Below are 24,716 nucleotides of genomic sequence, written 5' to 3'. Positions count from 1 at the left end.
GATATGGATGATTTAATATTTTATGAGGTGGCTATGGAAAAGCGGGATGATAACTCATATTTAGTTACCGGAAATCAGAAACATTACCCAATTAAAGATTTTATTGTGACACCCGGTGAAATGGTTGATATACTTGGTGAAAGTAAAAAATAATAAAGGAAAACTTATGAAAGAAATTTTAACAGTAAAAAATCTTACAAAAGAATATTTTGTAAAAACAGGGAAAGAGACCGTAAAAGTAATAAAGGGCATAGATTTAAGCATAACAGAAGGTGAAAAAGTCGGTTATGTAGGACTTAACGGAGCAGGCAAATCTACTACTATAAAAATGCTTACAGGACTTATTAAACCTACCGGAGGAGAGATAAGTGTGCTTGGTTTCAATCCCTTTGAAGAAAGAAAAAACTATGTGGAGCATATTGGAGTAATTTTTGGACAGAGAAATCAGTTGTTGTGGGATTTGAAAGTGGAAGATTCTTTCATATTTAATAAAAGCCTGTATAAACTCTCAGGTAAGACTTACAATGACAGAATGGATTTTATTAATGAATATACGGATATTGTTCCACTTATGAAAAAGAGGGTATTAGAACTTTCGCTAGGTCAGAAGATGAAATGTAATATAGCCTTATCTCTGTTACATTCCCCTAAAATTTTATTCTTAGATGAAGCAACCATAGGCTTAGACCTTATAGTTAAAAATGAAATCAAAAAACTCTTAAATGAAGTAAACAGAGAGTTTAATACAACTATGCTGTTTACTTCACATGACATGAAAGATATAGAAGATGTATGTGAAAGAATTATCATTCTTGAAAAGGGAAATATTCTTCACGATTTACCATTAAAGGACTTTAGAAAGCTCTATGGCGGTACAAAGAATGTAAGGCTTTTATTAGGAAATAAAACTGATTTAGACAAAATAATTTATTTATCTGAACAGAAATGGGCAAATAAATTTATGGATTTCAAAGCTGACAGGGGAGAAATTTCTATAAATTTTTCATTTAATGAAGAAAAAATAAATATTTTTGAAATTATGGAAGAATTAAAAAATGAAGGAATAAAACCTACAGATTTCACGATAAACAGTGACAGTTTGGAGGATATAATAAGGGGAATATATAAATGAGCCTGTTAGTTAAGTTAGAAAAATACCTGTCAGTTATGGCTATTTCCATAAAAGCAAGCTCAGCCTACAAAATAAAGCTGTTTTTCTATGCTCTTACCGGGATAACCCAGTTTATAAGCTATTATTACCTGTGGAGTTCTTTGTATAGTGGGAAACGTGAATATAACGGCTTTACAGGAGGAACAATTCTTACCTATTTTGTTGTGTCATTTCTGATTCAGAGCATTATTCCGAGATGGATTGCTATGGAAATAGGCTGGGGAGTAAAAAGAGGAGAAATTATCAATGTCTTCCTAAAACCGCTTGGCTTTAGGACATATTATCTGTTATATGCTTTCGGAGATGTGATATTTACCCTGATATTTATGGGCTTGCCGATAATATTTATTGCATTGTTCAGTACTTCTTTAGTACCTTGCGGAAATATTTTGTTATTTATATTAGTTTTAATTTTAAGCTATGGCATTGCCTTTAACCTTTTTTATCTTGTGGGGCTTGTAAGCTTTGTGACAACTAATATCTGGGGAATATTTCTGACCTTTGATCTTGTAAATTTATTTTTGTCAGGAGCCTTGCTTCCGATTAAATTTATGCCGGAATGGCTGATAATGATTACAAAGATACTTCCGTTCAGGTATGTTGTAGATTTTCCGATTTCAGTCTGGCTTACAGGAAAGACGGATATTTATGAACTTCTTGTTCAAATATTGTGGTTTATTTTACTTAGTATAGTCACAAAAATTATATACAAGAGGGCAATTTCAAAGTTAGATATTTTCGGAGGCTGAGATGGGAATTTATATAAAATTATTTTTTACAAAGCTGTCTATGCTAAAAATGTATAAAAAAGATTTTTACTTAGGACTTATTTCCTGCATAATTAAAGCAGTAATAAGCATATTTTTGATTGAATTTATATTAAGTAATTTTAGCCTTGTGGGAGGTCTTGAAAGTGAGAAAGCAGCTTACCTGTATTTTTTTATAGTATTTATACAGGCTGTATCGTGGATGATTTTGCCGGGAATTATCAGCTTTACAGGTATATATATAAGAGATGCGGAACTTGATATGGTGCTTTTGAAGCCGGTAAATAAGTTGGTTTATATAATCTTTGAAAATATAGACATAAAAGAATTTCCAAATGTAACAGTAAACCTTGTGGTTTTTATTATATCTATTATTAGGCTTAACTGTGGTTTATTTACAAGTATAATGCTGTTTTTATCAGTATTTCCGGGAGTGATGATAATATTCTCTCTTTGCCTTTTAATTAATATTTTAGGTTTTAGATATAAGGATACACTTATGCCTATTAAATTTCTGTTTTCATTGGTTGATATGTGCAAATATCCCCTAACTGTGTATAATCCGGTGATAAGATTTATATTTACTGTTATAATTCCTGTTGGCTTTATCAGTTATTTTCCGATTATTCAGATAAAAAATATAGCTTGGATATTTGCGTTGGGCATAGCGGTCTCAGGTGTATTTTTGATTATTTCTGTGTATATGTTTGAAAAAGCTTTTAGGCTGTATGAAAGTACAGGTTCTTAAAAAGAAGAGATAATTTGGAAATAAGATAAACAGCTCATACCTAACTTTTTTTCGGATAAAACAAATGGATAAAAATCTGCAAATAGTTAAAATTGAAATGGAGATAGAATAAAAAACTATAATAGTATATAAATAGAGCTGAATGATATATTCCTAAGCGAGCGCATTAGGTTTTTCGTAGAAAAACCGGAGCGAGTCTGGAAATACTATCATTCAGCTCTATACTTTTAAGCTATTTACATAATTTTGGAAGACCGGTTGTTTTATCTCCACACAAACCATATAAACAGATATCCTGCCATAACAGCAGCAAGGGTAAATGGAACACCTATCTTCATAAAATCTTTAAATGAAACCTCATAGCCCTCCTTGCGAAGAAGTCCAATACCTGCAATATTTGCAGAAGCACCTATAGGAGTAATATTACCTCCAAGAGTAGCACCTACAAGCAGACCAAAGAAAAGCAGATAAGGTTTGGTTCCCATTTCATTTGAAACACTTGCAATTACAGGCAGCATGGTAGCTACATAAGGGATATTATCTACAAAAGCGGATATGAGTACCGATCCCCATACTATAATAGTAAAGAGCAGGAAGAGGTTACCGCCTCCGATATGGGTTATAATGGCTGCAAGATCCTTAATTATCCCCTGCTCCTGAATGCCTCCTATTACAGCAAAAAGCCCTGCTAAGAGAGCCATTGTGGCATAATCAACATTTTTAATGTTTTCTATCATAGTTTCTTTATCTTTAGTGGCAAAATATTCCCAAACCACACAGACAATACCCCAGACCATACAGATAACACCGTTTGTTATTTCAGGCTTTTCCGGTATAAATGATGCGGCTACAAGGAAGACTATATGACCGACCATAGCTATAGTAGGAATAAGGTCTTTAACATCCGTATGTTCATTTGAAGACACGGACATTTTATCCTTACGGAATAAAATCATCATGATAGGTATGGTACATAGTGCTCCAAGTTCGACTGCGAAGAAGATACCCGGCTTTCCATTCATAAAGAAAAAGTGCATAAAATCCATTTTTGCAGCACCGGCAAGCATAATAGAAGTGGTATCGCCTACAAGAGTAGCAGCACCCTGTAAATTAGAAGAAACAGCTATGGAAATTATCATAGCAACGGGAGAAATCTTAAGTTTCTTACAAATTGCAAGAGCAACCGGAGCAACCATATATACTGTAGCCACATTGTCTATAAAAGCTGAAATTATACCCGAAAAAAGAGACATAAAAATGGTAGTCCACATTACATTTGGAGAAAGATTAAGTATGTGATCCGCAATTAGATTAGGCATTTTAGACTGAATAAAATAATCTACGATTATAACCGTACCAAAAATCATAAGCAGAATATTCCAGTCTATGACATGGAGAAATTCTCCTATTGGCAGTATGCCTATAGCTAAAAATATGGCAGCAGTACCACAGGCTATGAAAGCCCTCCACTTTGCGGGTAGGAAAACCATAAGAGCATACATAAGCACGAAAAGAATGATTGCTATTGTCTTTAACATTTTTACTCCTTTATAAAAATTTAATAATATTTAAGTATCATACACTATGAGGAGTTGGACTTGCAATATATTTAATGAAAAAAATTTCAGTTAATTGTTTACAATTTAAGCTAAAGATATTATAATTAGTATGACTATTTCTTAATTTTACTAAAAAGATTTAATTATGTTTTCTAGTGTAAAAAGTGTTGCTTTATCCGGTATCAACGGAATTATTACCAGTGTAGAAGCGGATATCAGAAATGGACTGCCTTCCTTTAACATGGTGGGTTTTCTTTCTACGCAAGTAAGAGAATCAGGAGAGAGAGTAAGAGCAGCTATTCTTAACTCAGGTTTTTGTTTAGAACCTAAGAGAATTCTTGTAAATATGTCCCCCGCAGATATTAAAAAAGATGGAACTTCATTTGATCTTGCAGTTGCAGTATCGGTGCTTGCAGCCAGCCTGGCTCTTGACCAAGACTACCTTATGGAAACTGCTTTTGCAGGTGAACTCAGCTTAAATGGGGAGGTAAAATCTGTAAATGGTGTATTGCCCATGGTCTGTGCAGCAAAGGAAGCCGGACTTAAACGATTCATCCTTCCAAATCCTAATTATAGGGAGGCTAAGTTGGTAGACGGAATTGAGATTATAGGTGCTTCAAGTCTTTTGGAAGTTTTAGAATTAGTACAGAAGAAGGCGGAGCGAGGAATGTTTTTAGAGGAGGCTGAATATATTGAGCAAGATAAAAAACTGCCCGATTTTTCAGAAGTACATGGACAAGATGGAATAAAAAGGGCATTGGAAATAGCAGTGAGCGGCATGCATAATATTCTTATGATAGGTCAGGCAGGCTCAGGTAAAAGTATGCTGGCAAGCCGTATTCCGTCTGTTATGCCTCCCATGTCGAGGGAAGAAAGTCTGGAAGTTACCAAGATTTATAGCATATCGGGACTTTTAGATGAGGGGAGGGGACTTATAGAAACCCGTCCTTTCAGAGCACCGCATAATTCAATATCACTTCCTGCCCTTGCAGGTGGAGGGAGTAAGATACGGGCGGGGGAGATAAGCCTTGCTCATAATGGAGTTCTGTTTTTAGATGAACTTCCTGAGTTTAACAGGCAGACGATAGAGATTTTAAGGCAGCCTCTTGAAGAGAAGAAAATCACTATAGGCAGGGTAAACGGTACAGCCACATATCCGGCAGATTTTTTGTTGGCAGCAGCTATGAACCCTTGTAAATGTGGATTCTACCCTGATAGAAAACTTTGCCATTGTAATGATATACAGATAAAAAATTATCTATCAAGGGTGAGCAGACCGTTGATAGACAGGTTCGACATAGTAACGGAAGTTAAAAGAATAAGTTTTGAAAGTATTTTTAATAAGCAGGAAAAAGAGGTAGAGAGTTCGAAAGATATTAGAAAAAGAGTATGCAATGCCCGTGATATTCAGGAAGAAAGATTTAAAAATGAAAAAATTCATTTCAATTCCCAAATGGATTCTAAGATGACAGATGAGTTTTGTAAGATAGATTCAAAGACTAAGACACTATTGGAAGAAGCCTATAAAAATATTAATCTGAGCCTCAGAGGATATTATAGAGTGTTGAAGGTTGCAAGAACAATAGCTGATACAAGGGAAAAGAGAGAAGTGACCGAACTTGAGGTAGCAGAAGCAATCCATTATAGAGAGATGATTGAGAGGTTCTGGGGATGAGAGAAGAATTACTTATGTTCTGGCTCTCGCTTGAAGGGCATACGGCAAAGATAAAATATGACATATTGGTTGCTAATTATGGCAGCCTGTATGAGGCCTATGAGGCTATAAGTAAAGGGAAATGTACTAAGATAAAGGGGATGGGGGAAAGACATTTATTAAGACTTAAAGCATTATCGGATAAATCGGAAATAATTGAGAAATATGAGAAGATGCTAGAAAAAGGAATTAAGTATATTAATTATTTTGATAAGGCTTATCCTGATAAGCTAAGGAATATATGCTCCGCTCCGATAGGGTTGTTTTATAAAGGGGAACTGCCAAATAATAAAGAAAAGATAATAAGTGTAGTAGGTTCAAGGGATGCAACTGAAAAAGGATTGTACTACGCAAGAAAAATGTCTGAAGAACTTTCCGATAATGGAGTAAGCATAGTGAGCGGAATGGCATTAGGCATTGACTCTGCGGCACATTTAGGAGCATTACAGGGGAAGAAGGGCAGAACTTATGCGGTTTTAGGTTGTGGCGTGGATGTTTGTTATCCTTTTAACAATATTGAATTATATCTGAAAATTATAGACAAAGGTGCGGTGATTTCAGAATTTCCCATGGGAGTACAGCCGATGAAGGCAAACTTTCCTCAAAGAAACAGGATAATCAGCGGAATTTCTGACGGGGTTTTTGTTGTAGAAGCCAGAGAAAAAAGTGGAAGTCTTATTACGGCAGATATGGGGCTTGAACAAGGTAAAAATATTTATGCCCTGCCGGGAAGGAGTGAAGAGCCTTTAAGCCGAGGTACCAATAAATTAATACAGTTTGGAGCCAAGCTTGTAAATGATGTAAATGATATATTGGAAGATTTTGATTTTCCTGTTTTGAACACAAAACAGGAATGTGTTCAAAATTTAACACTTGAAAGTGGAGAGAAAATAGTGTATGCTACCCTCTGTTTAATACCGAAGCATATTTCTGAAATTTTAGCTGAGACAGGACTTGATGAAGGTGAGCTTTTCAAGGTTCTTCTTGGGCTTGAATTTAAGGGATATGTAAGACGGACAAGTTTTGAATATTACATAGCTGTTCCATTGTATATATGAGATAAGTGTTAAAGAGAGGAAGATAAAGATGCCTAAGTATTTGGTAATAGTTGAATCACCTGCAAAAGCTAAGACAATCAAAAAATATCTCGGTACAAATTATGAAGTAATAGCTTCCATGGGACATGTAAGGGATTTGCCCAAAAGCCAGATGGGAGTTGATATCGAGAATGACTATGAACCAAAATATATAACCATAAGAGGCAAGGGAGAGCTGCTTGCTACACTTAGAAAGGCTGTAAAAAAGTCGGATAAAGTATATCTCGCAACTGACCCGGACCGTGAAGGAGAAGCTATATCCTGGCATTTAGTAAGTGCACTGAAGTTAGAAGAGGGTAAATATAAAAGAATTACATTTAATGAAATTACGAAGGCGGCTGTAAAAAATGCGATTAAGTCACCAAGAGATATAGACATGGATTTGGTGGATGCACAGCAGGCTAGAAGAGTATTGGACAGAATGGTAGGTTACAGCATAAGTCCACTCCTTTGGAAAAAGGTAAAAAGAGGGCTTTCTGCCGGCAGGGTACAGTCTGCTGCTCTGAAACTTATAAGTGACAGGGAAGATAAGATAAATGATTTCATTCCTGAAGAGTATTGGACTCTGGATGCACATCTTAGTGCTAAGGGCATTAAAAAACCTGTAATAGCTAAGTTTTATGGAGATGAAACAGGAAAACTCACTATTTCATCCAAAAAAGAAATGGATGAGGTTATAAAAAACCTGAAAAAGGCGGATTATAAAATTACGGAGATAAAAAATTCAGAGAGAATGAGAAAGGCTCCGCTTCCTTTTACAACCAGTACATTGCAGCAGGAAGCTTCAAAAAGCCTTAATTTTTCTACTCAAAAAACAATGAGAGTAGCACAGCAGCTCTATGAAGGAGTGGCGATTAAAGGACAGGGACTTGTCGGACTTATCTCGTATCTGCGTACAGATTCAACCAGAATTTCTGAGGAAGCTGACAAGGCTGTAAGAGAATATATAGGCAAGTCATATGGAGAAAAGTATCTTGCAGAAGCACAGGGTTCAAAGGATAAGGGTAAAAAAATTCAGGATGCACATGAGGCAATAAGACCTGCACATACGGACTTGTCTCCGGTTGCTGTAAAAGATTCTCTTTCGAGAGACCAGTTCAGACTGTATGCCCTCATATGGAAGAGGTTCGTTGCGAGCAGAATGAAGCCTGCTGTCTATGATATAAAGTCAGTAAAAATAGCAGCCGGTAAATATACATTTACAGCCTCTGCTTCAAAACTTAAGTTTGACGGATTTATGTCGGTATATGTAGAGGCTGACTTTGAAAAAGAAGAGGACAGTATTTCTGAGAGTATAGATGAGAAAACTGAGCTTAAGTTTGAAAAATTTGATGAAGTCCAGCACTTTACCCAGCCGCCTGCACATTTTACGGAAGCTTCCCTTGTTAAAGCTTTAGAAGAACTGGGGATTGGAAGGCCTAGTACCTATGCTCCGACTATTACCACTATTCTTGCAAGAAGATATGTGGCAAAAGAAAATAAAGCTATTTTTATTACTGAAATAGGTACAGTTGTAAATAAGATTATGAATGCTGCATTTCCGGAGATAGTGGATGCCAATTTTACAGCAACAATGGAAGGATTGCTTGATAAAGTTGAAACAGGTGATATAGCCTGGAAAGAAATTGTGAGGAATTTCTATCCTGACATTGAGAGAGAGGTTAAGAAAGAAGAAGAAAATCTTGAAAAAATTGAGATTCAGGATGAAGTTACTGAAGAACTTTGCCCAAACTGTGGAAGAAACCTTGTTATTAAATATGGGCCACATGGTAAATTTTTAGCCTGCCCCGGCTTTCCTGAATGTAAGTTTACCAAGCCTTATTTAGAGAAGGTTGGAATATCCTGTCCGAATTGCGGTTCGGAAGTTGTTATAAGAAAAACAAAAAAAGGTCGTCCTTTTTATTCATGCGAAAAAAGCCCTGAGTGTGAATTTATAAGCTGGCAGAAGCCTTCTGAAATAAAATGCCCTGTATGTGGTTCTTATACCGTTGAGAAGGGCGGTAAGCTCTTATGTGCCAATAAAGAGTGCCAAAAAGTTGTTGTAAAAACCAAAACAATTAATGATAAATGATAATTAATGAAGAACAATACACGATGCGTGAGAAAATAAATTAATAATTTGAGCAATTAATTAATTTATCTTGATTATTAATACAATTATGTGGTACAATCTTTATACAACTTAAATTTATCTCTTTTATTAGAGAACATCAGGAGGGGCTAGGAATGAGTGTTCAGTTATTGGATAAAACAAGAAAAATCAATAAGTTACTGCACAACAACGATTCTCACATGGTGGTCTTCAACGATATCTGCGGAGTGCTGAGCGAAATATTAGACTCCAATATTATAGTGCTTAGCAGAAAAGGAAAAGTTTTAGGGATAAAGAACAGAGAGGACATACCGGCGATAAGAGAGCTGATTCAGGATGATGTCGGATGTTATATAGATAGTAACCTGAATGAGAGACTGCTCAGTATCCTATCTACCAAAGAAAATGTTAATCTTACAACCTTAGGCTTTGAATTTGAAGGAGTAAGTGAGTATCAGGCTATTATCATACCGATAGATATAGCCAGTGACAGATTTGGAACTTTGTTTATCTATAAGAAAAATGAAACATACAATATTGATGATATTATTTTATCTGAGTATGGCACAACTGTAGTAGGACTTGAGATAATGAGGTCAGTAAATGAAGAGAATGCTGAGGAGAGCAGAAAAATTCAGATTGTTAAATCCGCAGTAAATACCTTATCATTCTCGGAACTTGAGGCCATTACCCATATTTTGGGTGAACTGAACGGAAATGAAGGAGTGTTGGTTGCCAGTAAGGTAGCTGACAGAGTTGGGATTACAAGATCTGTTATTGTAAATGCTTTAAGAAAGTTTGAGAGTGCAGGAGTTATTGAATCAAGATCCTCGGGAATGAAAGGTACTTATATTAAAGTGCTTAATGATGTGGTATTTGATGAATTGACTAAAGTAAACAACAAATGATGGAGCATTTGTGGGTGCAAAGGGATTTGGTTTAAAACTGAGTTTCTTTGTACTTTTTTGTTGCAGTATTTTATAATATTAAAAGAAACAGCCGATAATAATATATTTTGAAGGGCAGGAAGTTTAATTTTTATAACTTTTTTTAAACTAATTTTGGAATTAGGTTGTAATTTTACAGAAAAATATTTATAATAGATATGTTGGAGTATAATTATTCTAACCTTGCAAAACAATTGACTGATAGAAATAATTATAAATTTTAGAAGTCGGTAACCATATTTGATTATAGGAGTGTAATATGATTGCATCAGATGCATATAATTTTATTAATGTTTTAGGGAAGGCTGCGGATGCGAGCTGGCTTAGACATAACATGATTTCAAATAATATTGCCAATAATGATACTCCGGGCTATAAGAGGAAGGATGTTCAGTTTGAATCATATCTTGCAATGGAACTGATTAGAGGGGGAAACCTCAGGCATAGAGTGGCAAATACTGATTTGAACAGGCTGGATGGTACGGCTTATACAGATTATGCAAGTCTTAGTTATCGTGCGGATGGGAACAATGTAGATATTCATACAGAAAATACTTATCTTGCAGAAAATCAGATAAGATATTATACACTGTTAGATTCTATGACACAGGAGTTTTCCAGACTTAAGCTGGCTTTAACATCGGCTACTTAAAAAAATATAAAAATAAAGGAGAGGTATTATAAATGTCGGTTTTTGGAGCAATGGATATAAGTGCTACAGGTATGACTGCACAGCAGCTTAGAAAGGATGTAATTGCACAGAATATAGCTAATATAAATACTACAAGGGATCAGAATGGACAGGTGTATAGGAGAAAGAATGTAGTATTTCAGGAAAAAGATGTAACAGGATTTTCTCAAATCCTCCTTAGAACAGCAGGAAGAGTTGGAAATGGAGTTAAGGTAACTAACATTTATGATGACACTAAAAGTCCGATTAGGATGGTGTATGACCCGTCTCATCCGGATGCGAATGAGGACGGATATGTAAGTTATCCAAATGTGAATACTGTTCAGGAAATGGTTGATATGATAGATGCAACCAGGTCTTATGAGGCAAATGTAACTGCTTTTAATGCTACTAAGAGCATGATTATGAAAGCTCTTGAAATGGGTGGAGCACAGTAGAACAGACCGGTAATGGTTTAATAATATTATTTTGGAGATGAGAATAATGGATATTGCTGCAATAGGTAGTTTAGTCCCACTGAAACATATTAATGGAATTAATACAAAAAATTCACAGGCAGGCTTAGTTCAGGGTAGTGGAAGTGAAGGATTTGAAAATATATTTAAATCCGCCCTTGATATGGTTAAACAGACCAATGATCTTACGAATGCAGCAGAGCAGGAAGAAATGAAATTTGCACTTGGTAATTCTGACAATATAGCTGACCTTATGACAGCACAGAGGAAAGCAAATATTTCTCTGCAGTATACGGTAGCGATTAGGAATGCTGTTATGGGAGCTTACAGGGAAATAATGAATCTGCAGTTCTAATTTAAAATTTATACTGCTGAGGAGAAAATTGTAGATGAATACGCTTTTAGAAAGATTGAGGAAGATTCCTGCCCGTTTTTTGGAATTTTGGAATAAATATTCGCCAGTACAAAAGATACTAATGCTTGCTGTTGGAGTAGGAGTTTTTCTTGCAATTATACTGGTGTCTTATTTTGTAACAAGACCGGTTATGACAACACTTATGAGAGCAGAAAAAGCTTCAGATGCAGCTAAAATAAAAGATCTGTTGGAAGATAACAGAATTGATTATGAGTTGTCTGATGATGCACTTACTATATCTGTAGACCAAAAAGATTATTCGAACGCCTTGCTTGTCTTGGCTAAGAATGATATTCCTTCGATTGGAATGTCTTTAGATCAGCTTTTTGACAATGGGTTTTCTACCACAGAGAGTGAGAAGAAGTTAAAGGCGAACCTATATAAACAGGACTGGTTAAAGCAGGTTCTGTTAAAGATGGATAATATTGAAGATGCTGTAGTTTCAATTACTTCGCCGACTATAGGGAATACTCTTTTTGCGGAAACTAAAGATACATCGGTGAGTGTAATTTTAACTGTAACAAGTAATTTTAAACAGGATAATGCAAAAACTATAGCAAATATACTTGCAGGAGCAGTAGGAAACGATAGTACAAAAGCTATTACAATTGCGGACCAGAATGGAAATCTTTTGTTCAATGGTGCTGACAATGATATATTTAGCGGTGGAATTAATTCCATAAGTGATTATGAGAAAAATGTAACCGGAGTTAAGAAAGAGGAAATTTATAAAATTCTTGTAGGACTTCCTGCCTATGACGATGCAAAGGTAGCAGCTAATTTTATATTTGATATGAATAAAATTAGTTCGGTATATACAGAATATACTCCGCCTGAGGGAGCTGAGCAGGGTTTGAAGTCACATGACTATAACTATGAGGCTCAGAATTCAAATGGAAATGGTGGAATACCGGGTACTGACTCCAATAGTGAAACTGACTATATGGTTCAGTCAGGAGGGAATAATCAAGGAAATGTTTCCATAAAGGAAAATGATTATTTACCTAATAAGAAGGTAACTAATACAGAGGCTGCTATGGGAGCGATTAAGCCTAATGAATCATCAATTGCTATTACTTTAATATCTTATATCAACTATAATGAGTCAGAAATGAAGAAAAATGGCAAGCTTGAAGGAACAACTTTTGACGAATTTATGTTTGCCAATCAGGAAGCAAAGGAGCTTACTGTACCTGCGAATGTGATAACCCTTGTTTCGAGGGCTACCGGAGTTCCGGAGGCAAATATTCAGGTGCTTGCTTGGCAGGTACCTCTGTTCCAACCTGATGAGGCGGGAGGATTCTTCACATTTACAAATATTCTTATGATTGTGCTCGCTGTCCTCATTGTTGCATTACTTATATTTGTAGTGTTTAGAGGTCTTGCACCGGTTGAAGTTGTCGAACTGGAACCGGAGCTTTCAGTGGAACAGCTGTTAGCTACAACTAAAGAAAATCAGTCACTTGATGATATTGAATTCTCAGATAAGTCTGAGACAAGGAAGATGATAGAGAAATTTGTGGATGAAAATCCGGAAGCTACAGCTCAGCTTCTTCGTAACTGGCTGAGTGATGAATGGGGGTAAATAATGTCTAAGACTTATGCAGAATACACAGGAGTGGAGAAGGGTGCAATTCTTATGATTGCACTCGGACCGGAAAAATCTTCATCAGTCTTTAGGTATCTTAAGGATGATGAGATAGAAGAACTTACCCTTGAAATTGCAAATACAAGGAGTGTTTCACCGGAAATAAAGGATGCGGTATTAGATGAATTCTATGAAATCTGTCTTGCACAGCAGTATATTTCTGAAGGTGGTATTAATTATGCGAGAGACCTTCTTGAAAAGGCACTTGGACCGGATAAGGCACAGTCTGTTATTGGCAAGCTGACAGCAAGCTTACAGGTAAGACCGTTTGAATTTGTAAGAAAGGCAGATGCTTCACAGCTTTTAAGCTTTATTCAGGATGAGCATCCGCAGACTATTGCCCTTATTCTTTCATACCTGCCTACTTCACAGGCGGCGGCAGTAGTATCTTCATTACCGCCTGAAAAACAGCCTGATGTTGCAAGGCGTATAGCAACTATGGACAGAACTTCACCTGATGTTATAAAGGAAGTGGAAGATGTGCTTGAAAAGAAATTGAATTCTCTTGTAAATCAGGATTATACTATTGTTGGTGGTGTAGACAGTATTGTAGAAATTCTTAATACTGTTGATCGTGGTACAGAGAAACATATTATGGAGACTCTTGAAATTGAAGAACCTGAGCTTGCAGATCAGATTCGCAGAAAGATGTTTGTATTCGAAGATATTCTGCTGCTTGACAATAAGTCTATCCAGCGTGTACTTCGTGATGTTGATAACAATGACCTCTCTATTTCTCTCAAGAATGTCAGCGAAGAGGTACAGACAGCTATATTTACAAACCTTTCAAAGCGTCTTGCTTCTATGATAAAGGAAGAAATGGAATTTATGGGACCTGTGCGTGTTAAGGATGTTGAAGAGGCACAGCAGAAGATTGTTAATATTATTAGAAAGCTGGAAGATTCAGGAGAAATCATTATTTCACGAGGTGGAGGAGACGAGATAATTGTCTAATATTATTAAAAGTTCAAGAGCCAGAGGAGAGACCGACGGTTTTGTAATAGATTCTAATTCCAGAGCGGATTCTTACTTTGCTTCGCTTATTAAGGCACAGGAGGAAAAGGCTGCAAGGGAAGCAGAAGAACGAATGGAGCTTTTAGGAGAAATTGTTCCTGAACTTGTGGTTAAAGAACCTCCAAAGCTTACTCCGGAAGAGATTGAGGAAGAGGCAAGAAGGCGTGCAGATGAAATTCTGTCAGAAGCTGAGGAAATGAGACAGCAGGTAATGAGTCAGGCAATAAAAGAGGCAAAAATAAAGGAACGAAGCCTAAGAGAGGCGGCTATAGAAGCCGGATATAAGGAAGGCAGTGAGAAGGCTCAGGCTGAATTTGATATTAAGTACAGAGAACTTGAAGAGGAAAGAAAAAGGCTTAGGGAAGAATTTGAACTTGAAAAAGAAAGATTAGAACCTCTTTTTGCAGGTTTGGTAATTGACTATGTTGAAAGGCTGACGGGGATAGTTGCAAAAGAGTATGAATCAGTAATATATAATATGCTCGTATCGGCTATAAATAATGCAGAGATAAGCCACAGTTATACAATTCATGTTCCTAAAGAACAGTTTGACTATGTAAGTTCCAGAGAGGGTTATATTAGGGAAATTGTTGGAAATCATGCAAATATTGAAATAATTGCAGATCATGTACTGCCGCTTAACAGCTGTAAAATAGAGACTGACTCCTGTGTAATAGACACCGGACTTGATACAAGGCTCACAACCTTGGTTAATTCTATAATGCTATTGGCAGGAAGTAAAAAATAATATAATCATGATAGGAGGGTATAGTATTGTTAGACATAAATAAGTATTATTCCCTTTTAGAACAGCCTTTAGAAAAAAAATACGGCAAGGTCACAAAGCTTATAGGACTCACGATTGAGTCGCTTGGACCGAATGCTAATATAAATGATTTATGTATAATTTATTCTAATAATAAAAAGAATAAGGGAACTTATGCAGAAGTTGTCGGATTTCGTGACAATCGTATTCTGCTTATGCCCTATGGAGATGTAGAAGGTGTAGGAGTAGGGAGTCTTGTTGAAAGCACAGGAGCTCCCTTTCATGTTGATGTAGGCTACGGAATGCTTGGAATGACTGTAGATGGCTTGGGGCGTCCTATAGATGGAAGACTTGATTTTGAAAAAGAAGACAGTTATTCGGTAGAAGCTATGCCGCCGGATCCGCTTTCAAGGCAGATGATAGAAGATATACTGCCGCTTGGCGTTAAGGCTGTAGATTCCCTCTTAACCATAGGAAAGGGTCAGAGAGTAGGTATATTTGCAGGTTCCGGTGTAGGCAAGAGTACCCTTATGGGAATGTTTGCAAGAAATACTCAGGCTGACATAAATGTAATAGCTCTCATAGGAGAGCGAGGCAGAGAGGTAAGAGAATTCATAGAGCGTGACTTAGGTGTGGAAGGAATGAAGCGTTCAGTAGTAGTAGTTGCCACTTCGGATCAGCCGGCTCTTGTAAGGAAAAAGGCTGCTAAAACAGCTACAGCAATAGCTGAATTTTTTAGAGATAAGGGTGAGGATGTACTTTTAATGATGGATTCCCTTACAAGATTTTCTATGGCACAGCGTGAGATAGGTCTTGCAAGTGGAGAACCGCCGGTTACAAGGGGATATCCGCCAAGTGTATATTCTGAAATGCCAAAACTTTTGGAGAGGGCAGGTAATGCAGAGAGAGGATCTATTACAGGTTTATACACAGTACTTGTTGATGGAGATGATATGAACGAGCCTATAGCAGATACTGCAAGAGGTATACTTGATGGTCATTTCATCCTTTCAAGAGCCTTGGCTCAGAAAAATCATTATCCTGCCATTGATGTTTTGCAGAGTATTTCAAGGTGTATGTCATCCATAGTAACGAGTGAACATAAGAAGTTGGCGGGTATTATGAAAAATGTGCTTGCTACTTATAATGGAGCTGAGGATCTTATAAATATAGGGGCATATAAAGCGGGGGCTAATGCTGATATTGATTTTGCGATAAGTAAGATTAAAGAAGTTAATGCTTTTTTAATGCAGAGTACGGATGAAAAATTTTTGCTGGGTGATGAAATTGAAGGATTACGGTCAATATTTGCAGAGACTGAATAGTGTTGAATAAGGTGAAATATGGCAAAATTTAAGTATGGGATGCAAAATATTCTTGATTTGAAAAGTAAACTTGAAGAACAGCAGAAAATGGCTTTAGCTACGGCAAGGATAAACCTTAATGATGAAGAAGACAGGTTGAATGGTCTGTATTTAAGAAAACAGGATTATGAGAATAAGCTTAGGGCATCTTATAAGGATAAGCTGGATGTTAATGCAATAAAAAGGGGTGCCTTAGCTTATGAAAGTATGGATTATTTTATAGGGTTACAAAAGATTGAAGTTAAAAAGGCTGAGGGTAAGGTGAAAATTGAACAGGACAAGATGGTTGAGGCTATGAAAGAAAGAAAAATTCAAGAAAAGCTTAAAGAAAAGGCCTTTGGTAAGTTCATAAAAGAAATGAATGCTGAAGAAGCTAAGCTGGTGGATGAGCTGGTAGCTTATAAATATGGAACAAGTAGAAATGAAGAAGAGTGGAGGTAGGGGCTGATATGGATGAGATGAATGACTTAGACAACTTAGAAGAGACAGTGGAAGATAGTCAGCCGGCTGGTAAGAAAAATAAGAAGAAAAAAGACGGAGAAAAGGGCGAAGAGAAAGAGGGTATATTAAGTAAGATACTTACACTTATAATTGTGCTTTTTATAGTTGCAATATGGCTCGGAATATTCGCATTTCTTATTAAGTATGATGTAGGTGAATTTGGTTCTACAGTGCTTAGACCTATTCTTAAGGACATACCGGGAATTAATGAAATATTACCCGCTATACCTGATGAGCAGGCGGCAGAGGAAAATAATTATCCATATAAGAATCTTCCTGAGGCTATGGCTAGAATAAAAGAACTTGAATCTGCACTTGCAGCTGCTAATGTAAGTAGAAAAGGTGATGCAAATTATCTTGCACAGCTTGAGGCAGAGGTAGCAAGGCTTAAGACTTTTGAAGAAAACCAGTTGCAATTTCAGGCTGAAAAGGATAAATTTGATAAAGAGGTAGTTTTTAATAATAAAGCTCCGGACATAGAAGAGTATAAGAAATATTATGAAACAATCAGTCCTGATAATGCAGCTGAAATTTACAGGCAGGTAGTAGAGCAGCAGGAAATTGAAAGAAAATTAATAGAGCAGGCAGAGATGTATAAGAGTATGAAACCTGAAGAAGCGGCTAAGATTCTAAATGGAATGGGTGGAGACCTAGATTTAGTATCTAAGATTTTACTGCATATGAAAACTAAAGAGGCAGGAGCTATTTTAGCTAAAATGGATACTAATATGGCAGCGAAGGTAACAAAAAAAATTTCATTACTACAAGGAAAATAGGGTTGATTTTCTCCCTCTTTTATCCGATAATATATATGAAGTGTATCTTACACTTACATATTGAGGATAGGAGGGAGATTTTTTATGATGGCAGCACAGGTCAATCTGAATACTGTTTTACCATCAGCAAATGCTAAGGCGAAGGCACAGACTGGTAGTACTGATGCATCTTTTTCAGACATACTGAATAAAGAAAATAATTCAGCTATGACTAAAGCTAATGCAAGAGAATCAAAAGTTAGTAATGCTTTTGAAAAAAAGTCAAAGGAAGGAGGGAATATACAAACTGCAAATGCTGATAATAAAGCTGTAAATAATGCGAATAACAGAACAACTGATGATAAGGGTGGGGCTTTATACAATGTAAAAGACGGTACCTGTCAGGCGGATAAAGAGTCTGTAAAACAGATATTTACAAAAGAACTAAAAGATGATGGTAAAGAGCAGTGTGAAGGCATAGGGGCTTTAATGGCAATACTTGCTAGTCTTATAGCTGATATTTCTAATAAAACAGGGGCTGATGAAACTGTTATTAAAGATTTTATGATAGGAGCTGATTTAACATCTGATAATTTGCTGGACATTGATAGCTGGAAAGGGTTTGTTACTGAGATGAACGGACTTGATAATATTTCAGCTATCCTCACAAATAATGAGGCGTTTAAGGATTTAGAGGGGATTTCTGAAGTCTTAAACAGTTATCTGGATGATATGGAGCAAATGACTGCCGGAATGACAGAAGGAGTCGCAGATGAGAATCAGGCAACAAGAGAGCTAATTGAGTCTGAGAAAAAAGAATCGGTAAGCCTTGGTGAAATTCTTGCTAAAATGTTTGAGAAGTCTGAAACTGCAGAGCTTGTTACAACAAGGAAAGAAACAGAGACTGACAAGGTTATTGAAGAAGATACGCAAGAGTCGGCTGTAATGATTCCCTTAGTAGGAGATGTAAATGGGACAAATTCGCAAGAACCTGTGTTTGAGTTTGACGGTAATGATAAAAATTCAAGTGGAGATAAGCGGAATATATCAGCAGGAGCTGTAGAAGTTTCAGCACAGAAACTTTTTGAAAATATTGCAGCAAGTGTAAAGGAACTTGAAGGAACAGAGTCACTTCCGGAAGGAACAACAGCTAAGGCGATACTTGAGCAGGTTACAAATCAGATAAAAGATCTTCATGCTCCTGATAAGACAAGTCTTGAGTTTTTACTTACTCCGGAAACCCTTGGTAAGGTGGCTGTAAATGTATCAGCTAAACATGGTATTATGCAGGCTGAGTTTAGAGTAGAAACAGCTGAGGCTAAGGCAGCCCTTGAAAGTCAGATAGCCACACTTAAGCTAAATTTTGAAAATCAGGGACTTAAGGTGGAGAGTGTATCTGTAATGATTTCAGAAAATGGAATTGGTAGAGAAAATCAAGGAAAGAGTGCCGGAGAAGAAGGAAAGAAAAATAAGAGAAATAGAAATTTTGCTATTGATGGAGAGGATGGAATTGAGATGGTATCAGTTTCGCCGGAGGAAGCAATCAGAGCCTATACGGAAGATGGAACAGGCAGCAATATAAATCTTGGAGCATAGCAAGATTATAGAAAGGCAAAATATGGCAGATTTTAGCACAAACTACAGTTCTACAAGAACTGATAAAGGTCTTGAAGCCCAGGTAAAAGATGGTGTTATCAATAAGACTAAAAATATAAAAAAAATAAAAACTGCTGATGAGATGAATAAGCTAGGCAAGGATTCATTTTTGAAACTCCTCTGTGCTCAGATGGAAAATCAGGATCCGCTGCAGCCTCAGAGTAATACAGAGTGGGTATCGCAGCTTGCAACTTATTCAACTCTTGAGCAGATGCAGAATATGAATACTACTATGGCCAATGCACAGGCTTTCAGTCTTATCGGACAGGAAGTTGTGATGGCTACTAAGGGTGCGGATGGAAAAGAAACTACTGTAAGCGGAAAGGTTGACTTTGTATCAATAAAAGGAAATAAGGCATACCTTTCAATCGGTGGAAATATGTATCCTGCTTCCGACTTACAGTCGGTTATCAATCCTGAATATTTAAAGGGAAATGTAATTCCTAAGGTTGAAAATAAAAATCTGAAGTTCAATAAGGATCATCCGGGCGTTGTGAAGTTTAGAGTACATATGGGCGAGGGTGTCGGCAAGGCAACTGCACTTGGACTCAATATAGCAGGAAAAGATATACCTGCTAAGCACTTCACAGTAGATGAGGATGGCCTTGTAACAGTTTATCCGGAGGCATTTAAGGACTTAAAGCCGGGATACTACAAAGTAGATGTTAAGTTTAAGAATGATTTTAATACACATAATAATACTAATCTTTCTCTAACAGTTACAGAGGGGGACGAACCTAAAAAGCCTGAGGGAGATAAGAAGACTGAAGGGGATAAAAAGCCTGAAGGAGATAAGAAACCTGAGTCTGAAAAACCTCAAACTCCTTGACCTCATAAAGGTAGCATGGGGTAAGGATGAAGATGGTATTAAATAATATTTTTTACTCCAAGCTGCCGAATAAGTTAAATATGAGGTGAGGTCATGAAAGTAAACAATGGAAGTTTAGGATCTATTGAGCAGATTAGAGGTAGATATCTTGACCGAGAATTAAAAGAAAACAAGGTTAAAGACAATGCCGTCTTTACAGGACATAGTTTTAGGGATATACTTATAAATGAGTCCGAAAAAGAAACGGGAAAACTAAGGTTTTCCAAACACGCAAACGAGAGGCTTGCCAGTCGTAATATCAATTTATCAAATGAACAGATATCAAGACTTTCAGAAGGAACTGACAGAGCAAGACAGAAAGGAATCAATGAATCGCTTATAGTAGTTGACGAACTTGCATTTATAGTAAATGTAAAGAACAATATGGTAGTCACTGCTGTAGGAGATAGTGGAGACAAGATTTTCACAAATATTGATGGAGCAGTAATAAGCTAAATAATTATTATATAATAAGAAGTTTACGATGGAGGTCATACATTATGATGAGATCACTTTTTTCTGGTGTTGCAGGGCTTAAAGTACACCAGACCAAGATGGATGTTATAGGTAACAATATAGCGAATGTAAATACAGTAGGATTTAAGTCCAGTTCTACAGTGTTTTCTGATGTGTTTTATCAGACAACACAGGCTTCTTCAGGTCCTAATAAGGAGACAAATGTAGGTGGTATCAACTCCAAGCAGATAGGTCTTGGTGCCAATGTAGCAGCTATTTCTAAAAATATTTCAGGAGCAGGCGGTTCACAGACTACCAACAATGCGTTCGACTGTATGCTTTCAGGGGATTCATTCTTTATCACTAAGAACGGTGGAAGGACTTATTTTACAAAAAATGGTGCATTTACAGTAGATGCTGACGGTACTCTTACCACTTCTGACGGTGCTAAGGTACAGGGATGGCAGGTAGACCCTGATGACCCTACAAAGACTAAGCCGGGTCCAGTGTCTAACCTTAATATAATGTCACCTGAGAATATGTATACAGACCCTGAGGCTACTAAAGCATCTTATATTTCAGGAAATATAGATAAGAGAGATACCCAGATGGCATCAGGTTCATCAGGGCGTACTTTCCAGATGAACTTCTATGATAAATTAGGATATAAGTATACAGCCAAGTTTGTAATTAAGCAGAGTTCTGTATCGGACAATGCCTATAATATAGAGCTTAAGGACATACTTAGGGATGGTAAGTCCATAATGTATACAGAAAAGAAAGGTGATGATGGTTCAATAACCAAAGAGCCTACAGGTTGGGGAGCAACAATTACACAAGAAAAACAAGGACTTGGTGAGGTAGGTTCTGCAGAAATGGGTGAGAATGGAGAGCCAAACTTTAGTGAGTCCGGTAAATTTAATATGGTATTTGATGGAACTACAGGTAAGTTTAGGACACTTGTAGCAGATACATCATCAGAATTTGATGCTTCAGGAGTAGCCGATGATGAAAATAAAATTAAAAAGATGTATCTTAATATAGGTGGAAAGACTCCTAATCCGTTTGAAAATATTGAGATGGATTTCTCACAGCTCACTATGTTTGCAAGCTCTACATCTTCTAAGATAGAGTCCACCATGGGTGATGTAGACGGTAACGGAAAAGGTAAGATGAAGGGAACTATGAAGGGTGCTACCATAGATACTTCAGGTAAGATTTATGGTTCTTACGATAATGGTGACCTTAAACTCCTCGGACAGATTGCTGTAGCAGGCTTTAAGAATCCGGGCGGTCTTGAGGCAGTAGGAAATAGTAACTTTGTGGAGACTATGAACTCAGGAAGCTTTGATGGTGTAGGTAAGGATGTTACTGCTGATGGAGGTAAGATTAGTACAGGTATGCTTGAGATGTCTAATGTAGACCTTGCTGCTCAGTTTACAGATATGATTACTACACAGCGTGGTTTCCAGGCTAACTCAAGAACTATAACTACTACAGATTCAATTCTTGAAGAGCTTATTAACCTTAAGAGATAATCAATAAAAACTATAGGAAATTTCTTAGAGAATTCCTATTAAATAATGATGAACAGCCGCAGAAATGTTTCTTTATGAAATATTCTGTGGCTGTTTGCATGTTTAGGTACAATTTGATATACTGTATAATTAAATATCCATAATTAAGAATAGGAAGAAGAAATATAATGACATTTGATGTTATAATACCTACATACAAACCAAGTTCTGAATTAAAAGAGTTGCTAAAGGGGATACTCACTCAGACTGTAAAACCCGTTAACATTTTTATTATTAATACAGAAGAGAAGTTTTGGAAGAAGGAATTTGAGGAAATTATTCCGATAAAAGTAATTCATATTAAGAAATCTGAATTTGACCATGGAGCTACCAGAAGGATGGGAGCTGATATGTCGGATTCAGAGGTTTTTATATGTATGACTCAGGATGCAAGACCAAAAGACGGTAGATTGTTTAATAATCTCATTTCAGCCTTTGAGGATGAAACTGTGGCAATAGCCTATGCCAGACAGGAAACAGACGAGAAGGCAGGGGAAATAGAAAGATATACAAGAGAATTTAATTATCCGAATAAGGATAGGATTAAAACAAGTGAAGATATAAAAACTATGGGGATAAAGGCTTGGTTTAATTCGGATGTATGTGCGGCTTATAGGAAGAAAGTGTACAATGAGGCAGGAGGCTTTGTTAAGAGAACGGTATTTAATGAAGATATGCTGATGGCGGCTAAGGTTATGGAGATGGGATATAAGGTAGTGTACAAGGCGGATGCAAGGGTGGTGCATTACCACGAATACACTATGGGACAGCAGTTTCATAGGAATTTTGACTTAGGTGCATCACATAGGGAGTACAAAGAAGTCTTTGAAAAGGTTTCCTCCTATAAAGAGGGCAGCAGATTGGTTAAAGATACAGTATTTCATTTGATAAGAGTGGGCAAATTTTACTTGATACCGAAGCTTGTATTTCACAGTGCGGCAAAGCTAATCGGGTATAAACTTGGTAAAAAATATGATAAACTGCCAAAGGTATTGGTACAACAGTTCTGTATGAATAAGGATTATTTTAAATGATAGCTATAATAATGGGAACTTATAATGGAGAAAAATACATTAGAGAGCAGATAGAGTCTATACTTACTCAGGATTATTCTGAGTGGAAGCTATTTGTGTTTGATGATGGCTCAAAAGACGGTACAGAAGAAGTAGTGGCCGAATATGTGGAAAAATATCCTGATAAGATATATTTTCAAAAAAACAAAAAAAATTTTGGAGCTGCCGGTAATTTCTTTAACGGTATAAAGGAGGCAGTAGGATTTTTTCCTGAAGCAGAGTATTTTTGCTTTTCAGACCAGGATGATGTGTGGGTAAAAGATAAACTCAGCCGTTCACTTGTTAAGATAAAAGAGATAGAAAAGGGAAGACCTGCACTGGTGTTTTCGGATGTAGCTATTACTGATAAAAATTTAACAATAACAGCTTCTTCGTATTTTGAGGCGGAAAAAGTGGATAGGACAAAAATTTCGCTTAATTACCTGCTTATGGAAAATAAGCTAATTGGCGGTACAGTTATGATTAACAAGGCTCTTTTGGAGGCTGAACTTGCAGCGGAGAAAAAAGGTTTGATACCATATAAAAAGGCAAAGATGCATGACTGGTGGTTTGGACTGATTGCAGCAGGACTTGGCGAAATTGGCTATGTGGACGGATTTACAGAGTATTACAGGCAACATGGAAACAATGTAGTTGGTGGAGAGAGCTTTAACTCTTATGTAAGAGCGAGGCTTAGTAAAATATATGAAATAAGGCGGAGGATTAACCAAAACATAGAGCAGGGTGAGGAATTTTTGAGATACTTTGGAGATAATCTTTCTAATGAAGAGTTAAATATTGTAAAAGAGTTTGTAAGGCTTAAATATATGGGATTTTTTGGAAGGAAAATCAGTATAATTAAAAATAAATTTCTCAAATCAGGCTTTATAAGAAATATAGCTTTATTTATATTTGTGTAGGAGACTAAGATGAAGATTTCAACTAAGGGGAGGTATGGCCTTAAAGCGGTACTTGACATAGCCATGCATGATGAGGCGGCATCAGTAAGCAGTATAGCAGCAAGACAGCTTATTTCTGAGAATTACTTAGAAAGGCTGATAGCTATGCTTAAAAAGGCAGGAATAGTAAATAGTTTAAGAGGGGCACAGGGAGGTTATGTGCTTGCAAGACCGGCTGAAGAAATATCAGTAGGAGAGGTATTAAGAGCTTTGGAGGGGGATTTAAACCCTGTGGACTGCGCAGAAATAGACGGCTCACTTTGTGAAGGTTCAGATACCTGTGTGACTAAGTTTGTGTGGAAGAGGATTGCAGACAGCATTAATCAGGCGGTAGACAGCTTAATGCTGTCTGAACTTGCAAGAGATGGTAAGAACTTACTGGAAGAAAATATGTCTGGAAGAAATATGAGTTGTAATAAAAAATAAAAGATTGCACACAATATA

At 36.7% G+C, this 24,716-nt stretch carries 24 protein-coding genes; 23 read left to right on the top strand and 1 reads right to left on the bottom strand.

What is annotated here, in order from left to right; all coding sequences use genetic code 11:
* The first annotated feature begins 166 nt into the window (after positions 1–166).
* Genes ACTTKP_RS02670 through ACTTKP_RS02660 form a run of 3 tightly spaced genes read left to right on the top strand, consistent with a single transcriptional unit; the run spans position 167 to position 2,686 of the window.
* Complete coding sequence (locus tag ACTTKP_RS02670) at positions 167–1,132, top strand: ABC transporter ATP-binding protein (protein WP_442552356.1); 966 nt, start codon at positions 167–169, stop codon at positions 1,130–1,132.
* Positions 1,129–1,920, top strand: coding sequence for an ABC transporter permease (locus ACTTKP_RS02665; protein WP_442552355.1), 792 nt, complete (start codon positions 1,129–1,131; stop codon positions 1,918–1,920). The genes ACTTKP_RS02670 and ACTTKP_RS02665 overlap by 4 nt, the downstream gene beginning before the upstream one ends.
* A gap of 1 nt (position 1,921) precedes the next feature.
* Positions 1,922–2,686 (top strand): ABC-2 family transporter protein, encoded by a 765-nt coding sequence (locus tag ACTTKP_RS02660; protein WP_442552354.1) that lies wholly within the window; start codon positions 1,922–1,924, stop codon positions 2,684–2,686.
* Between the two features lie 263 nt (positions 2,687–2,949).
* Here the strand turns inward: ACTTKP_RS02660 and ACTTKP_RS02655 are convergent, their stop codons facing one another.
* Complete coding sequence (locus ACTTKP_RS02655; RefSeq protein WP_442552353.1) at positions 2,950–4,224, bottom strand: SLC13 family permease; 1,275 nt, start codon at positions 4,222–4,224, stop codon at positions 2,950–2,952.
* A gap of 166 nt (positions 4,225–4,390) precedes the next feature.
* Between ACTTKP_RS02655 and ACTTKP_RS02650 the strand changes: the two genes are divergently transcribed.
* The 20 genes from ACTTKP_RS02650 (at position 4,391) to ACTTKP_RS02555 (ending at position 24,698) form a co-directional block, all read left to right on the top strand.
* Positions 4,391–5,920 carry a YifB family Mg chelatase-like AAA ATPase gene (locus ACTTKP_RS02650; protein WP_442552352.1) on the top strand — a complete coding sequence of 510 codons (1,530 nt, stop codon included), beginning with the start codon at positions 4,391–4,393 and terminating at the stop codon, positions 5,918–5,920.
* Positions 5,917–7,017, top strand: a complete 1,101-nt coding sequence (gene dprA / locus ACTTKP_RS02645) for a DNA-processing protein DprA (protein ID WP_442552351.1) — start codon at positions 5,917–5,919, stop codon at positions 7,015–7,017. Before ACTTKP_RS02650 ends, dprA begins: the two co-directional genes overlap by 4 nt.
* A gap of 28 nt (positions 7,018–7,045) precedes the next feature.
* Positions 7,046–9,127: a type I DNA topoisomerase gene (topA, locus tag ACTTKP_RS02640; protein ID WP_442552350.1), complete on the top strand. Its 2,082-nt coding sequence runs from the start codon at positions 7,046–7,048 to the stop codon at positions 9,125–9,127.
* A gap of 155 nt (positions 9,128–9,282) precedes the next feature.
* A complete protein-coding gene (gene codY / locus ACTTKP_RS02635) occupies positions 9,283–10,056 on the top strand; it encodes a GTP-sensing pleiotropic transcriptional regulator CodY (RefSeq protein ID WP_442552349.1) in 774 nt (257 codons plus the stop codon).
* Positions 10,057–10,354: 298 nt separating this feature from the next.
* Positions 10,355–10,747 (top strand): flagellar basal body rod protein FlgB, encoded by a 393-nt coding sequence (gene flgB / locus ACTTKP_RS02630; protein ID WP_442552348.1) that lies wholly within the window; start codon positions 10,355–10,357, stop codon positions 10,745–10,747.
* A 32-nt stretch (positions 10,748–10,779) separates the two neighbouring features.
* Positions 10,780–11,223 (top strand): flagellar basal body rod protein FlgC, encoded by a 444-nt coding sequence (gene flgC, locus ACTTKP_RS02625; RefSeq protein ID WP_442552347.1) that lies wholly within the window; start codon positions 10,780–10,782, stop codon positions 11,221–11,223.
* 46 nt (positions 11,224–11,269) lie between these two features.
* Entirely contained in the window at positions 11,270–11,596 is a 327-nt protein-coding gene (locus tag ACTTKP_RS02620) for a flagellar hook-basal body complex protein FliE (protein ID WP_442552346.1), read from the top strand.
* A 34-nt stretch (positions 11,597–11,630) separates the two neighbouring features.
* Positions 11,631–13,241 (top strand): flagellar M-ring protein FliF C-terminal domain-containing protein, encoded by a 1,611-nt coding sequence (locus ACTTKP_RS02615; RefSeq protein WP_442552344.1) that lies wholly within the window; start codon positions 11,631–11,633, stop codon positions 13,239–13,241.
* Between the two features lie 3 nt (positions 13,242–13,244).
* Complete coding sequence (gene fliG, locus ACTTKP_RS02610) at positions 13,245–14,258, top strand: flagellar motor switch protein FliG (RefSeq protein WP_442552343.1); 1,014 nt, start codon at positions 13,245–13,247, stop codon at positions 14,256–14,258.
* Positions 14,251–15,066, top strand: a complete 816-nt coding sequence (locus ACTTKP_RS02605) for a FliH/SctL family protein (RefSeq protein WP_442552342.1) — start codon at positions 14,251–14,253, stop codon at positions 15,064–15,066. The genes fliG and ACTTKP_RS02605 overlap by 8 nt, the downstream gene beginning before the upstream one ends.
* Before the next feature lie 26 nt (positions 15,067–15,092).
* Positions 15,093–16,409, top strand: a complete 1,317-nt coding sequence (gene fliI / locus ACTTKP_RS02600) for a flagellar protein export ATPase FliI (RefSeq protein ID WP_442552341.1) — start codon at positions 15,093–15,095, stop codon at positions 16,407–16,409.
* An 18-nt stretch (positions 16,410–16,427) separates the two neighbouring features.
* Positions 16,428–16,889 (top strand): flagellar export protein FliJ, encoded by a 462-nt coding sequence (gene fliJ, locus ACTTKP_RS02595; RefSeq protein WP_442552340.1) that lies wholly within the window; start codon positions 16,428–16,430, stop codon positions 16,887–16,889.
* Between the two features lie 8 nt (positions 16,890–16,897).
* Positions 16,898–17,725 (top strand): MotE family protein, encoded by an 828-nt coding sequence (locus tag ACTTKP_RS02590; protein ID WP_442552339.1) that lies wholly within the window; start codon positions 16,898–16,900, stop codon positions 17,723–17,725.
* A gap of 84 nt (positions 17,726–17,809) precedes the next feature.
* On the top strand, positions 17,810–19,300 hold the full coding sequence (locus ACTTKP_RS02585; protein WP_442552337.1) for a flagellar hook-length control protein FliK: 1,491 nt from the start codon (positions 17,810–17,812) through the stop codon (positions 19,298–19,300).
* A 22-nt stretch (positions 19,301–19,322) separates the two neighbouring features.
* Positions 19,323–20,189 (top strand): flagellar hook assembly protein FlgD, encoded by an 867-nt coding sequence (locus ACTTKP_RS02580; RefSeq protein WP_442552336.1) that lies wholly within the window; start codon positions 19,323–19,325, stop codon positions 20,187–20,189.
* 93 nt (positions 20,190–20,282) lie between these two features.
* Positions 20,283–20,684 (top strand): TIGR02530 family flagellar biosynthesis protein, encoded by a 402-nt coding sequence (locus ACTTKP_RS02575; protein WP_442552335.1) that lies wholly within the window; start codon positions 20,283–20,285, stop codon positions 20,682–20,684.
* Positions 20,685–20,728: 44 nt separating this feature from the next.
* Positions 20,729–22,222: a flagellar hook protein FlgE gene (locus ACTTKP_RS02570; RefSeq protein WP_442552334.1), complete on the top strand. Its 1,494-nt coding sequence runs from the start codon at positions 20,729–20,731 to the stop codon at positions 22,220–22,222.
* A gap of 167 nt (positions 22,223–22,389) precedes the next feature.
* Positions 22,390–23,295, top strand: coding sequence for a glycosyltransferase (locus tag ACTTKP_RS02565; RefSeq protein ID WP_442552333.1), 906 nt, complete (start codon positions 22,390–22,392; stop codon positions 23,293–23,295).
* Complete coding sequence (locus ACTTKP_RS02560; RefSeq protein WP_442552331.1) at positions 23,292–24,233, top strand: glycosyltransferase family 2 protein; 942 nt, start codon at positions 23,292–23,294, stop codon at positions 24,231–24,233. Before ACTTKP_RS02565 ends, ACTTKP_RS02560 begins: the two co-directional genes overlap by 4 nt.
* A gap of 9 nt (positions 24,234–24,242) precedes the next feature.
* Entirely contained in the window at positions 24,243–24,698 is a 456-nt protein-coding gene (locus ACTTKP_RS02555; protein ID WP_442552330.1) for an RrF2 family transcriptional regulator, read from the top strand.
* Positions 24,699–24,716: the final 18 nt, after the last annotated feature.

The organism is Catonella sp. (assembly GCF_052169795.1).
Lineage (GTDB): Bacteria > Bacillota > Clostridia > Lachnospirales > Lachnospiraceae > Catonella.
The sequence above is the reverse complement of the archived record's forward strand: the minus strand, read 5'-3'. Positions and strand labels throughout refer to the sequence as shown.